Origin of the sequence: Pelobacter seleniigenes DSM 18267 (genome assembly GCF_000711225.1) — a bacterium.
In the GTDB taxonomy this organism is placed as follows: Bacteria; Desulfobacterota; Desulfuromonadia; order Desulfuromonadales; family Geopsychrobacteraceae; genus Seleniibacterium; species Seleniibacterium seleniigenes.
The window spans coordinates 800248-814831 of sequence record NZ_JOMG01000002.1 but is presented as its reverse complement, the minus strand read 5'-3'; the positions used below and the strand labels follow the sequence as shown (position 1 = coordinate 814831).

At 53.5% G+C, this 14584-nt stretch carries 10 protein-coding genes; 9 read left to right on the top strand and 1 reads right to left on the bottom strand.

Annotated elements, in window-relative coordinates:
- The first annotated feature begins 155 nt into the window (after positions 1 to 155).
- The 6 genes from N909_RS0106375 to N909_RS0106350 all read left to right on the top strand — a co-directional run bounded on the left by N909_RS0106375 (position 156) and on the right by N909_RS0106350 (position 8163).
- Positions 156 to 470: a YbaB/EbfC family nucleoid-associated protein gene (locus N909_RS0106375; RefSeq protein WP_029913099.1), complete on the top strand. Its 315-nt coding sequence runs from the start codon at positions 156 to 158 to the stop codon at positions 468 to 470.
- A gap of 284 nt (positions 471 to 754) precedes the next feature.
- On the top strand, positions 755 to 1354 hold the full coding sequence (recR, locus tag N909_RS0106370; protein ID WP_029913095.1) for a recombination mediator RecR: 600 nt from the start codon (positions 755 to 757) through the stop codon (positions 1352 to 1354).
- A gap of 151 nt (positions 1355 to 1505) precedes the next feature.
- Entirely contained in the window at positions 1506 to 5081 is a 3576-nt protein-coding gene (gene nifJ, locus N909_RS0106365) for a pyruvate:ferredoxin (flavodoxin) oxidoreductase (RefSeq protein ID WP_029913092.1), read from the top strand.
- Between the two features lie 193 nt (positions 5082 to 5274).
- Complete coding sequence (locus tag N909_RS0106360; protein ID WP_029913091.1) at positions 5275 to 6180, top strand: AEC family transporter; 906 nt, start codon at positions 5275 to 5277, stop codon at positions 6178 to 6180.
- Between the two features lie 80 nt (positions 6181 to 6260).
- Positions 6261 to 6596 carry a DUF1820 family protein gene (locus tag N909_RS0106355; RefSeq protein ID WP_051689574.1) on the top strand — a complete coding sequence of 112 codons (336 nt, stop codon included), beginning with the start codon at positions 6261 to 6263 and terminating at the stop codon, positions 6594 to 6596.
- A gap of 262 nt (positions 6597 to 6858) precedes the next feature.
- Positions 6859 to 8163 (top strand): pyridoxal phosphate-dependent aminotransferase, encoded by a 1305-nt coding sequence (locus tag N909_RS0106350; protein WP_029913086.1) that lies wholly within the window; start codon positions 6859 to 6861, stop codon positions 8161 to 8163.
- A gap of 456 nt (positions 8164 to 8619) precedes the next feature.
- Here the strand turns inward: N909_RS0106350 and N909_RS0106345 are convergent, their stop codons facing one another.
- Entirely contained in the window at positions 8620 to 9729 is a 1110-nt protein-coding gene (locus N909_RS0106345; protein WP_029913085.1) for an IS110 family RNA-guided transposase, read from the bottom strand.
- A gap of 126 nt (positions 9730 to 9855) precedes the next feature.
- Between N909_RS0106345 and N909_RS0106340 the strand changes: the two genes are divergently transcribed.
- From N909_RS0106340 to N909_RS0106330, 3 genes are all read left to right on the top strand, one after another.
- Entirely contained in the window at positions 9856 to 11244 is a 1389-nt protein-coding gene (locus N909_RS0106340; RefSeq protein WP_029913082.1) for a glutamate--cysteine ligase, read from the top strand.
- A gap of 335 nt (positions 11245 to 11579) precedes the next feature.
- Complete coding sequence (gene tkt, locus N909_RS0106335) at positions 11580 to 13571, top strand: transketolase (RefSeq protein ID WP_036682954.1); 1992 nt, start codon at positions 11580 to 11582, stop codon at positions 13569 to 13571.
- A 359-nt stretch (positions 13572 to 13930) separates the two neighbouring features.
- On the top strand, positions 13931 to 14500 hold the full coding sequence (locus N909_RS0106330) for a YfaZ family outer membrane protein (protein WP_029913080.1): 570 nt from the start codon (positions 13931 to 13933) through the stop codon (positions 14498 to 14500).
- The last annotated feature ends 84 nt before the right edge of the window (positions 14501 to 14584 follow it).

Genomic DNA, 14584 nt, shown 5'->3' with positions numbered 1-14584 from the left:
GGGATTGGGTTGCGGGACGTGACCCTGCGGCAGCTGGGTTTTAGTGAATACAGGCGATACTGTGCGAGGTGGTTTTCGCTTCGTCGGTACAGGCGGGGTTGAAGGATTCGTTACCTTTAAATTGAACAAATATAACCGACACGGAGGATAGCAGGATGGCAAAAGGTCTTGGCAATATCATGAAGCAGGCGCAGCAGATGCAGGCGCGTATCGCTCGGGTTCAGCAGGAACTCGAAACCAAAGAGGTCGAGGCGACCGCAGGCGGGGGGATGGTCACTGCCCGCGTCAACGGCAAGCAGCAATTGCTTGAATTGAAGATCGAAAAGGATGTTGTCGACCCCGAGGATGTCGAAATGCTGCAAGATCTGGTGCTGGCGGCGGTTAATGAAGCGATCAAGAAAAGCCAGGAGATGATTCAGGAAGAAATGGGCAAGGTCACCGGGGGAATGAATCTACCAGGGCTGTTTTAGCCGTCTGTCGGCAAATAGCCTGGGAGACCGTTCCTTTGCTTCTGGTCTGGAATTCGGGATCCTCGCTGACATTTTTGTGTTCTGCGAGGATCCCGCAGTTTCGGGAACAGTGAGATGATGCCGGGAAGCGATTGAAAAAAAGATTGAAATCTATGGCAGGCAGTGGTAGGGTTTTTTTTGGTCAGACCAATGGTCCACCCTGCCTACGGTAAATTTGCATAAGTTTTAGCGTCCCTGAAAAAAACTTTCCGACTGCTCAAACTATTGGATTTAGGAGAGATTTCATGTTAGGCTCGCTTCCGTCTTTTGCCCGCTTGGAGGCTGAATTAAGCAAGCTTCCAGGGGTTGGCAACAAGACAGCAGCCCGCTTGGCGTTTCATTTGCTGCGGGCGCCCCGGCAGGATGTCGAGGCATTGGCTTCGGCATTGCTGGAAATGAAAAGCAAAGTACGTTTCTGTCAGCAGTGTTTTCATATCTCTGAACAGGAACTGTGTGAGATCTGTTCCAATGACGGGCGTGAAGCACAGAAGCTTTGTATTGTTGAAGAACCGCAAGATCTGCTTGCGATAGAGCGAAGTCGCTCTTTCCTAGGTTTATATCATGTCCTGCACGGTGCGCTCTCTCCGCTGGATGGAATAGGGCCGGACGATTTGAAAATACCTCAATTGCTGCAACGACTGGAGCAGGGCCAGGTGGATGAAGTCATCTTGGCGACCAATTTCACCGTAGAAGGTGAGGCGACAGCGTTATACCTGGCAAAAATTCTCAAAGAGAAAGGGCTGCGCGTTTCGCGCCTGGCCCATGGAATTCCAACCGGAAGCGATCTTGAATATATCGATTCAGGGACTGTTCAGCAGGCTGTGGATGGTCGTCGTGAACTTTGAGGCTTATTCGTATAGTTCATAAAACAATAACCCGGTGTCCGGAAAGCGATATCGCTTTGCGGACGCCTGTTTATCAACGAGGTCTTCGAAACGCGTTCTTTCTTCACTAAAGATCAAGAGCGTTATTTACTCACCGTATAAGGAGGTGTACATGTCTCGAAAGATGGTCAACATTGACGGTAATGCCGCAGCAGCGCATGTAGCACATGCGACCAATGAGGTTATTGCCATCTATCCCATTACCCCGTCATCGGTTATGGGAGAGATTTCCGACGCCAAGAGTGCTGTCGGTCAAAAAAACATCTGGGGAACCGTTCCCAAGGTTGTTGAGCTGCAGTCTGAAGGTGGTGCGGCAGGTGCCGTTCACGGTGCTCTCCAAGCAGGTGCCATGACCACTACGTTCACCGCATCTCAGGGCCTGTTGCTGATGATCCCGAACATGTTCAAAATTGCCGGGGAATTGACTCCGACGGTTTTCCATGTCTCCGCTCGTGCGCTGGCCACTTCAGCGCTGTCGATTTTCGGCGATCATTCCGACGTCATGGCCTGCCGTTCAACCGGTTGGACCATGCTTTGCTCGAACAACCCGCAGGAAGTCATGGACTTTGCGCTGATTGCCCAGGCTGCAACGCTTGAGTCCCGGGTTCCGGTGCTGCATTTCTTCGACGGTTTCCGTACCTCTCACGAAATTCAGAAAATCGAAGAACTGACTCAAGACGACATGCGCCACATGATCAATGATGAGCTGGTTGCCGCTCATCGCCGCCGTGCCCTGTCTCCGGATGCTCCGAAGCTGCGCGGTACCGCACAGAACCCGGACGTCTATTTCCATACCCGCGAGTCGGTCAACAAATACTACACGACTGTTCCTGAAACCATGCAAGCTCAGATGGACAAATTCGCCAAGCTGGTCGGCCGTCAGTACAATCTGGTCGATTATGTCGGTGCTCCCGATGCTGAGCGTGTTGTCGTGATGATGGGCTCCGGCTGTGAAGCTATGGAAGAAACCGTCGAGTATCTGGTCAGCCAGGGTGAAAAGGTCGGCATGATCAAGATTCGCCTGTTCCTGCCGTTTCCGACTGAGCAGTTTTGTAAAGCACTGCCGAAGAGTGTCAAAAAAATCAGTGTTCTTGACCGGACCAAAGAGCCGGGTTCCATCGGCGAGCCGCTCTATCAGGCTATTCGTACCGCTCTCGGCGAAGGTATGGCCGAAGGCTATGTCGATCTCGGCGGTTACCCGACTGTGGTCGGTGGTCGTTACGGCCTCGGCTCTTTCGAGTTCAACGCCGGTATGTGTAAGGCTGTGCTCGACAACCTGTCCAAAGACAAACCTAAAAATCATTTCATCGTCGGTTTCAATGATGATGTATTGGGCAGTAGTCTTGCCTTCGATCCCAGCTTCAAAGTCCCCTTTGACGGTTATTCCGCCATGTTTTTCGGCCTGGGGTCTGACGGTACCGTCGGCGCCAACAAGAACTCGATCAAAATTATCGGTTCGGCCACCGACAACAAGGTCCAGGCGTACTTCGTCTACGACTCTAAAAAAGCTGGCAGCATGACCACTTCTCACCTGCGTTTCGGTCAGAAGGAGATCAAGAGCACCTACCTGATTGACCAGGCTAACTTTGTCGCCTGCCATAACTTCTCCTTCCTTGAGAAGTACGACATGCTCAAAAACGCCAAAGAAGGGGCAACTTTCCTGCTCAATGCTCCGTACGGCAAAGACGAAATTTGGACACATCTGCCGAAGCAGGTTCAGCAGACCATCATTGACAAAAAGCTTAAGTTTTTTGTCATCGACGGTATTCACCTTGGCGAAAAAATCGGCCTTGGCGCTCGCATCAACGTTGTTATGCAGACCGCCTTCTTCAAAATCTCGGGTATCATTCCCGAGGAAGTGGCGATCACTAAAATCAAAGACGCCATTGTTAAATCCTACAGTAAGGCCGGTGAGAAAGTCGTCAACATGAACAAGCAAGCCGTTGATATGGCTCTTGAAAATGTTTTCGAAGTCGCCGTTCCTGCAACCGCCGACAGCACCATTGAAATGCAGACCGGAAAATGGGGTGCATTCTCTGAGACTGTTCAGAAGTCTCTCGGCCCGATTATTGACGGTGTCGGTCATGAACTGCCGCTGTCCGCTCTACCGGCTGACGGTACCTTTCCGACCGGGACCTCCTGCATCGAGAAGCGTAATATTGCCGTCAATATCCCGGTCTGGGAAAAAGATCTGTGTATCCAGTGCGGGATTTGTTCGCTGGTATGTCCGCATGCCTCGATCCGCATGAAGATCTATGACGAAAAAGAACTTGCCGGGGCACCGGAAACCTTCAAGTCCTGTGCTGCTAAAGGCAAGGACATGGACGGCAGACTGTTCACCCTGCAGGTCGCTCCGGAAGATTGTACCGGTTGTGGCGCCTGTGTTCACAACTGTCCGGTGAAGAGTAAAGATGATGAAACCAAGAAGGCCATCAACATGACCTTCCAGGCTCCGCTGCGTGATGCCGAAGCCGCCAACTTCAAATTCTTCCTTGGTCTGCCTGATACTGATCCGGCACTGATCAATCGTGCAACGCTCAAAGGCAGCCAATTGTTGCCGCCGATGTTTGAGTTCTCCGGTGCTTGTGCTGGCTGTGGCGAGACTCCGTTTGTCAAGCTTTGTTCCCAGCTGTTCGGTGACCGCATGCTGGTCGCCAATGCAACCGGGTGTTCTTCCATCTATGGCGGTAACCTGCCGACCACTCCCTGGACCACTCGTAAAGACGGTCTTGGGCCGGCATGGAGTAACTCCCTGTTCGAAGACAATGCCGAGTTCGGCTACGGAATGCGTCTGGCCGTTGACAAAACTTCCGAGTACGCACGCGAAATGCTGGAGCGCAACATCGAATGCGGTTGTGCTGCCTGTGAAGGGACTGCAGAGCTGAAACGCGAAATTCTGGACGCTGCTCAGGATTCCCAGGACGCTATCGAAGAACAACGCGCCCGAGTCAAGAAACTGCGCAAGATTCTGGAAAAATGTACCCACGAAACTGCTAAGCCGTTGTTGGTTGATCTTGACTACCTGGTGGTCAAATCGGTCTGGATTCATGGTGGTGACGGTTGGGCATACGACATCGGTTACGGTGGCCTTGACCATGTTCTCGCTTCCGGCGAAAACGTCAATGTTCTGGTTCTGGATACCGAAGTTTACTCCAACACCGGCGGACAGGCATCCAAGTCGACCCCGCTCGGCGCAGTGGCTCAGTTTGCCGCTGGCGGTAAAGCAATGCCGAAGAAAGATCTCGGCATGATCGCTATGACTTACGGTAATATCTATGTTGCTAAAGTCTCGCTGGCTAACCCGGCGCAAGCAGTCAAGGCGTTCCTCGAAGCTGACGCTTACGATGGCCCGTCCTTGATCATTGCCTACACCCACTGTATTGCCCACGGTATCAACATGACCTCTGGTGTCGATACCTGTAAAGAAGCTGTCGCATCTGGTCACTGGCAGCTGTACCGCTTTGACCCGCGTCTTGCTGCCGAGGGCAAAAACCCGCTGCAGTTTGACAGTAAGGATCCGTCGATGTCCTTCCAGGATTATGCTTCCAAACAGAACCGTTACCGGGTTCTCAAGAAGATCAATCCGGAAAGGTCGGACTCCATGATGGCTAAAGCCAATAAACTGACTGTCGATAACTTCAATATGTACAAGTATCTGGCAGAGATGAAAGTTGGCGAAGATAAATAAACTGTTTTTTAGATAGCTGAAGCAAGTAAGAGCTCCCGGTGCTGCATGTGCCGGGAGCTCTTTGCTTTTGCGGCCGGTTGAATTGGGGCTGGAGAACTTCTTTGTTTTTAACTACACTGTGGACTCGCCTTTTTCAATATCTTCGCCCGTCAGCTCTGCAACAGCACCCTGCTGCTATCTGAAAAGGCCTGTTATGTTCGAATTTTTCCTGATTTTTCTCAATGTGGTCATGCCAGTGTTCGCCATTGTCCTGCTGGGAGCACTGTTGGGAAAAAAGCTGCAGCTGGAAGCACGCACCCTGACCCGGGTTGCCTATTACATCTTTGTCCCGGCGTATGTATTTCAGGCCATCAGCACCGCCGAGGTTCCTTTGGCCAGTGCCCTGAAGATGATCTCCTTCATCCTCCTGGTTCATCTTGCGGCTGTGCTTATTGCGGCAGGACTGGGCCGCTATCTGGGCCGATCAAGGGAAATGATTGCTGCTTTTATCATGATTGCCGCCTTTGGCAACGTCGGTAATTTCGGTCTTGCGGCGATTCAGTTTCATCTTGGGGATGCCGCACTCCCCTTTGCGACGATTTATTACGTGACCATTTCAACGGCGGGGTTTGCCTTCTGTGTGGGAGCTGCCGGATGGGCCCATGGCGGGCGCTGGGGTGCTCTCTGGAAGGTTCTGAAAACCCCTGCTGTCTGGGCAACGGTGCCGGCGATGATTGTCTCTGGAAGTGAATGGCCGGTTCCGTTGATGCTAAGCCGAATGGTCAGTCTGCTGGCCGGGGGGATGATTCCGGTTATGTTGTTTGCCCTCGGCCTGCAATTGCAGGAACAGGGCAAGGTTCACCTGAGCAAGGATGTGTTGATCGGTTCGACGCTTCGCCTCGGGCTGGTTCCGGCATTGGCACTTTTGCTGGCCCCCTGGTTTGCTCTTGGCCGGCTTGAGATCTCTGCCGGGGTGCTGCAGGCGGCCATGCCCGGCGCCATTCTGGTCGCTATTATTGCCAAGGAAAATAATATTGTGCCCGATTTTGCCACCTCGGTCGTGATTGTCTCGACCCTGGCCAGTCTGGTCACCCTGACCCTGCTGATGCTGTTGCTTTGATGTTTTACAGTGGCGTTGTGGAGTGCTATAAAAGAACCGGTTAGACAAGTACTCGGTTCAGTGGATAAAGAGATACTGCAATGAGTAACAAAACGATTTACCGGATTTTTTTTACCAGTCAAGGGAAAGCCTACGAACTTTACGCGCGCAAGGTTGAACAGGCCGACCTGCACGGTTTTGTGATGATCGAGGGGTTGCTGTTCGGGGAATCTTCCAGTTTGCTGCATAATCCTGCCGAAGAGAGTCTGAAAAAGGAATTTGAGGGGGTGGACCGATTTATGGTCCCCTATCATCAGGTTAATCGGATCGATGAGGTGGAGCGGGAAGGCCGCGGCAAAATCGTCTCCTTGTCAGGGGGGCAGGAAAGTCATGCGGGCGGGGTGGTGTTGGTGGCTCCGTCACCCGGTCCAAAATAATTCCGGGGCCGTGTGAAACAGAATCATTGACACGGCCAGCACACTGTGATACTCAGGCAAAAATCATTTTTTTGGAGAGTGGCAGATGACACGTACAGCAGCAGCGGCAGCACGAGCGATCCTGGCGGCAATATTAAGCCGACAGACTGTCCATTGCCCGCTGGGGTAACGCCGTAAGTTTATCATAATCTTGAAAAAGGCCATGGACAGATCAGTCCATGGCCTTTTTCTATTGACCAAGAGCTGTCAGGGGAGAAATTGTATGCGTAATAATATTGTTCACATCGGTGCCGGGGAGTTGACCTACGAGATCCGTGCCATTGTCGGTATTGCTGAAGAACTCAAGCGCTTGGGTATTCAGGTCAACATGGAAAATATTGGTGACCCGGTCACCAAAGGGGAACATATTCCGGATTGGATCAAGGAAATCGTTGCCGGACTGGCGATGCAAGACTGTTCTTACGGATATTGTGCAACCAAGGGGTTGCTGGAAACACGTCAGTTCCTTGCCGATATGACCAATAAGCGCGGCCATGCGCAAATTACCGCTGAGGACATCATTTTCTTTAACGGCCTCGGTGATGCCATTCAAAAGGTTTACGGACTGCTCAAGCGAGAGGCCAGGGTGATCGGTCCGTCACCGACCTATTCCACCCATTCTTCCGCAGAAGGCGCCCATGCCGGACAGCGACCGGTGACCTACCGACTTGATCCCAGCAATCTGTGGTACCCTGACATGGATGATTTACGACAGTCGGTCAAATACAACCCGGCCATATCCGGGGTGCTGATCATCAATCCGGATAACCCGACCGGGGCGGTCTATCCGGAACGGATTCTGAAAGAAATCATCAGCATCTGCAAAGAGTATGATCTGTTTTTGATCTGTGACGAAATCTATCACAACCTTTGTTATAACGGCACAGTGACCAGGCCGATCTCCGATCTGGTCGGCGACCTGCCCGCCATCGCCATGAAAGGAATCAGCAAGGAAGTTCCCTGGCCGGGTGCCCGCTGCGGCTGGATCGAGGTTTACAATTCCGATAAGGATGAGGTCTTTAAGCGCTATATCGAAAGTATCCTCAACTCGAAAATGGTCGAGGTCTGTTCGACCACCTTGCCGCAAAAAGCAATTCCGCTTATTCTTGCTCATCCTGAATATGAAAAATACCTTGAGCAGCGCCGGAACCGCTATGAGCGCTGTTCCAATATCGCTTATAATCTGTTGCATGAAGTTCCGGGACTGAAGGTGAACCGAACCAACGGCTCTTTTTACATGAGCGTGGTTTTTGAGCCTGACCGGCTGAACAATCACCAGACTTTGCCGATTGAAAACGAGCAGGTGCGGCAATTGGTCGAGCGCCTGGTTGATAAGCCGGGCACACAGACGGATAAGCGTTTCGTGTATTACCTGCTGGCATCAACCGGTATTTGCGTCGTGCCGATGTCCTCTTTCTGTACTGATGAACGGGGCTTTAGAATTACCTTGCTGGAGCCTGATGAAGAAGTCTTTACGCAAATTTTTAAAACGATCGCCCAAACGATCACTGCTTACCTGGAATCCTGAACCTCAGAGTGGGTTCCGGTTTGCTCCGGCCGGCTGTTTGATAACAGCCGGCTGAGCCCGGGCTGGGTTCATAAAACCGCTGACAGAATAGCAAAATCACTGCTAAGGTGAGTTTGGGAAAAGCGCAATTTACCCAGCCCTGTTTGAAAAGTTCCCGGGCGGACTTTTTCAACAACCTGCTGATATGGCTGACAATTACAAGAGTAAACGCACTGCTCCTTGAAAACTGTGGTTAAATCTCTGTCACGAAAAAACGGGGCCGCTTTTTACGACGGTAGATCACGCTGATATTCGCGGGTTGGTTACCGCCTGTCTTGGCTACGTCGTGGAGCTGCCTCTCGCTAGAGCCGGGAGTTCGGCAAATGCCTGATCCCATAACAGGCCCGAGGATTCTCCGTTACCGGGGCCGCGCTTTTTCGCGACAGAAGCTGGTTCCGTTGTTCCTTGACTCCTTCGCTATGCCGGGCGTGGCACCGTTTGGGCGATGGCCCAGATAAATGCTGATAACTCACGGGCGATGGCCGCAATGACCACCTGACTGCGTTTCCCCTTGGCGGTCAGCAGTCGATAGCGGGAGCAGAGCCTCAATTGTGCTTTCCAGGCGATCTCCCAAACAGCCTGCGGTAGGTGCCTCTGCCGTTCAAGCAGCCGACGACTGACCCGAGCCGGAAGTCGATACGACCAAGCCGCTTCGACCAGCATGCGCCGGGCATGTCCGTTCCCGGTTTTGGTGATCCCGCCACGCTTGACCGTCTCGCCGCTGGAGTGTTCCGAGGGAACCAACCCCAGGTACGCCATGAGCTGTCGAGGATGATCAAAGCGGGTCAGGTCTCCCAATTCGGCAACCGTTGTTGTCGCAACAATCAGGGAGACGCCTCGCAGGGCCTGAATCGCCTCGACGACAGGATTCATGCGCCACGGCTCGGCAAGTTGGCGAATCTGTTCAGTCATGCGTTCAACTCGTTCTGTGCAGGAACGTACGGCATCAATATATTCCTGCAAGGTGATCTGCTGGGCCGGATGCGGCATCTTGATGCAAGAGATCCAGTTCCAGTGAGCCTTGCTCCAGGGTGTTTTCCCGCTGTAGCGGAACCCGCTGCGCAGGAGAAAGGCCCCCAGTTGTTGGCGCGCTTTGCGTTCAGCACTTTTGCTGTCGATGCGGGCTCTGCACAAGTCGCGCATCGCCTCATCTTCGAGACAAGGGACATAGACCGGAGTCAGTTCTCCAGCACGATGCAGCCGCGCCAGCATCTCAGCGTCGCGGCGATCATTCTTGATGCGGTCGCCGCTTTTTCGCGGAATCAGCGATGGGGCAACCACCTTGCAATCGTATCCTTGCTGTGTCAGATGCCGATAGATTTCATAGCCACAGGGTCCGGCCTCGTAAACAAAGGAGGGTCTGGTTCCCCGTGAGACCAGTTTACGGATCACCTTGTCCAGTGAGGCAAGATCTCCGTTAATGGTGCCGTAATAGCGGATCTCACTCTCGCGGCCAGCATCGGCTAACGCGACATCGATCGAGTTTTTATGAACATCGAAACCAACATAAGTGATAGACTTTGTCATGACCTGTCTCCTTGGTTATGGCTCTGTGCCGGTTGTTTCAACGACTCCAGCATAACCCATGTTTGCAAGGGGCAGGTCTTCTCTTTTTTAACTGTCAGCCATGATGGCTAGAAAGGGTCAGATTCGATGACAGCACCACATCCACACGTCCTCACGTTGTCCGACAAAACACAGCCGATTGAAAATCATCAGCAGCTGTCAGCCTACCTGGTGCGCGGGGCACGCCCCAGAGCCGACTGGGGGGTCGGAATCGAGACTGAAAAACTGGTTCTGGACCGCACCAGCGGCGAGGCTGCCGGTTATCAGCGCATCCGGGAGTTGCTGGCCCGTCTGGACGGTATCGGCGGCTGGGAAGGGATCTACGAAGGCGAATACCTGCTGGGGCTGCAAGGCAAGCGTTCTTCGGTGACCCTTGAGCCCGGCGGCCAACTGGAGCTGTCAGGGAAGTTTTGTTGCGACATTCACTGCAGCTGGCGGGATATTAACCGTTACCGGCAGCATATCCTGACCATGGGGCATGAACTTGGTCTGGTATTTCTCGGCTGTGGGGTGCAGCCATTTACGCGTCTGGAAGACATCCCCTGGTTGCCCAAACAGCGCTACGGGATCATGGGTCCCTATATGCTTCAAACCGGGGATATGGGGCAGCGCATGATGAAACAGTCCGCCGGGACCCAGGTTAACCTGGATTTTTCCGACGAGCGCGACTGTATGCGCAAACTGCGGGCGGTGCAGCTGCTGAGTCCGGTCAGTTATGCCCTGTTTGCCAACTCACCTATTTTGGACGGCGAGCCCACCGGTTTTCTTTCGTTGCGCGGTGAGATCTGGTCCCGCACCGACCCTGATCGCTGCGGGTTGATCGATGCTCTGTTCAGTTCGTCAGCCGGGTTTGCGGATTATGTCGAATATGCTCTTGATGTGCCGATGTATTTTATCCAGCGCGAGCAGCGTTATATCGATTTCACCCGTCATCGGCTGACCTTCAGGCAATATCTGGAAAGCGGTTGGGCCGGGGAAAAAGCGACTCTGGCGGACTGGGAACTGCACCTGTCGACCCTGTTTCCGGAAGTCAGATTGCGGCCTCAGGTTGAAATTCGCAGTGCAGACAGTCTGCCGCCGCCGTTTACCGCAGCGGTGGCCGCATTTTACAAAGGGCTGCTGTATTCAGAACAGGGTCTGACAACGGTTGAGCATCTGCTTGGCGATTTGTCCGGGGAGGACTTCAGCCGGCTTTATCGCCACTCCTGGAAGGAAGGGCTGCAGACCAGGGTGAAGGATGGCAACCTGGGGGAGGTTGCAGAAGAATTGTTGGCCGCCGCCGCCGTCAGTTTGCAGCAGCAGTTTGCCGCCGGGGAAAGCGGGGCCGACGAAGCTGTGTTTCTGGACGTGCTGGAGCCGATCGTAAGCAGCGGGGAAACCCTCGCGGAGCGGCTGCTGAAGCGTTGGCACGGCGATCGGCAGGACAAGCTGAAAGCCTTGATTGAACATTGCGGCTACGCAGAGAACTCGTTGTGAGTCTCGCACTGTGCAAATGCACAGTCGATAAGTGTGTCTCCGGCAACTGGAAAATGCGAATTCACACGTGTTTTTCCTAGGCTGAGAGAGGTACAGTCACAACCATCAACAGATCGGTGTGGCAGTCGAAATGTTGAGCAGAAACATCATACCTCCTTTCCAGTTTTGAGCCGATTGCCGGAAATACCTCCCTCCGGAATCGGCTCTTTTTTTATCCGCCTGCCGGGATCTTTCCCCACAAGCGCTTTTAATCTTTTGTGTTGCGACTTTTCCTTGATTTATCAGCGGGATTCCTGTTTCAATGTGCCGTCAAAAATATGCCTAAGGAGCTGTCAATGTCGCCACAAAATTTTTCCGATCCTGTTATTCGTCAATCGATTGATACCATTCGTTTACTAGCCGCCGACGCGGTGGAAAAGGCGAAGTCAGGACATCCCGGGACGCCGATGGAGGCTGCCCCAATTGCTTATCTATTGTATATGCGTCATATGCGTCATAATCCGGCCAACCCGGATTGGGCCGGAAGGGACCGGTTCGTATTGTCCTGCGGGCATGCCTCGGCGCTGATTTACAGCATGCTCCATCTGACCGGTTATGATCTGTCCTTGGACGATATCAAACAATTCCGTCAGTTCGGCAGTAAAACCGCAGGCCACCCTGAATTCGGCCACACTCCGGGAGTCGAAACCACCACCGGCCCTCTCGGTCAGGGCGTCGCCGTTGCTGCCGGCATGGCTATGGGACAGCAGTTCCTGGCCGAGCATGTCGATGCCGAGCTGTTCGATTACCGGACCTGGGTGATTTGTTCTGACGGCGATCTGATGGAAGGGGTCTCGGCAGAGGCGGCATCTCTGGCCGGGCATCTTAAGCTCGGTCGACTCAATTATCTTTATCTGGATAACAAGATCACTATCGAAGGGGAGACTGCGCTGGCCTTCAGCGAAGATGTCGGAGCACGCTATCTTGCCTACGGCTGGCATGTCGAGAGGGTCGAAGGTGAAAATCTGGCCGAGATTGATGCTGCCATGACCCGGGCCAAAAACGACCCGCGGCCATCCCTGATTATCGCCCGGACCCATATCGGTATCGGCGCACCCAACAAACAGGATACCGCTGCAGCCCACGGTGCGCCGCTGGGAGCCGAGGAACTTGCCCTGACCAGGCAGGCCTATGGCCGCGATGCGCAGGAATCCTTTGTGGTGCCGGCTGATGTCGCCAAGCATATGCAGACCTGCCTGACTCGGGGTGCTGAACTGGAAAAACGTTGGAACGAACTGTTCGCTGAAAAAAAATCCCAGCCAGCGGTGGCGTCCTGGGCTGAAGTCAGCAAGGGCCGCCTGCCGGCCGATTGGATGAGTTCCCTGCCGGTTTTTACCGCCGCAGATGGCGCTAAAGCCACCCGTCAGGCCAGTGGTGCGGTTATTAATGGTCTGGCGGAGAAGCTGCCCTTGCTCATTGGCGGCTCGGCGGATTTGGCCCCTTCAAATAATACCAACATCAAGGCCGCAGGATCATGGTTGCCCGGACAGAGCGACCGCAACATCCATTTCGGGATTCGGGAGCATGCCATGGGGTCGATCCTCAACGGCCTGTGCCATACTCCGGGGCTGATCCCATTTGGTGGCACCTTCTTTGTCTTTGCCGATTACATGCGGCCGGCCATTCGCCTGGCGGCATTGATGGGATTGGCGCCGATCTATGTCATGACTCATGACTCCATTGGTCTCGGTGAAGATGGTCCTACCCACCAGCCGGTTGAGCACCTTGCTTCGTTGCGTGCCATGCCGAATGTGACGGTGATCCGCCCGGCTGATGCTAATGAAACGCGCGAAGCCTGGATCAGCGCCATCAGCAATCGCCAGGGTCCCACTGTCCTGGTACTGTCCCGGCAGGGCTTGCCGACTGTGGACCGGGAACAATTTGCGGCCGCAGAGGGGTTGCACAAAGGGGGCTACATTTTGGCCAAAGAGCAGAGCGAACTCCAGGTCATTCTGCTGGCCAGCGGTTCCGAGGTGCAACATGCCCTCGCTGCCAAGGAAACTCTTGATGCAGATGGGTTCGGTGTCCGTGTTGTTTCCTTCCCGAGCTGGGAGCTGTTTGAACAACAGGATGCCGCTTACCGGGAGGAGGTCCTGCCGCAAGCATGTCGGCTGCGGGTCGCCATGGAAGCCGGCAGCTGTTTCGGTTGGGAGCGTTATGTCGGCTGTCAGGGGCAGGTGATCGGGATGAGTGGCTTCGGCGCCAGCGCACCGGCCGGCGAGTTGATGAAGCACTTTGGTTTTACCGCTGAATCCATGATTGAGACGGTCAAAAAAATGTTCAAATGATATAAACCCGAGATCAATAAAAAAAGGGCGGCTGGGAAGTCGCCCTTTTTTTATTGATCGGGCGAAAAACCGGGCGAAGCCTTGATGACCTGGGGATATTTTGATTTTTAGGGGGATTGCTGTTCATAGAAATCCTCTGTTCACAATCTGGAAAAGATATGGTAGAGCTTTAACAGAGTTTACAGACGATAGCCGTTGTGCCAGCAGATGGGGTATGGCATATTTTCTCAGGTATCTTGTGTCACATGATCTTCTTCTTCAGCAACCACCGCCCAAAGAATTGTGACGAAGCCTGAAGCGCAGCACGGATAACATCTCTCAAACCGGGAGATGGGCAACTTATTTTCGGAGGTTACAACATGTTTTTACGTCTTTCCCTGATTCTGATTTTCTGCTTTTCAGCAATGACCGCCGCCGCGGATACGGCTGATATCGGTTTTAATGACCAAAGCTTTCAGTTCATTTACGAACGGGCTATTAGCGCCGATGAATATGGAACCTCTTTGATGAATGGCCGTTTCCTGTATAACGACGACAAAGATACCCGGCTGGGCAGTTTTGGTCTGGATTTCATCGGTGAACCGGGCAATGTTCCCGGTTTAAGTCTGGGGGCCGGTGCCAAAGCCTATGCGGGCAGCACCCATTCCAACGTTGATTTTGCCAACCTTGCGATCGGGGTGCGGGCTGATTACTTATTGCCCCAACTCCAGGGCCTGGGAGTGGCCGGCCGATTCTTTTATGCTCCGAAGGTGTTCTCCTTCCGAGATTCCGAACGCCTTCTGGAAGCTGAGGCCCGGTTGACCTATATGGTGCTGCCCAAGGTCAAGGTCTATCTCGGTTACCAGAATACCCGCTTTGATGTTGAAGACCGCAGTGGCCACACCACGGCTGACGATTCCATCCGAATCGGTTTTGTGGGATCTTTCTGAGCTCAGCAGTTTGAGTGACTTTCTTCGGCGCGGCCCTTATGAATTTTGGTAAGGGCCGCTTTCTTATTCCACCAGATCTCCTGC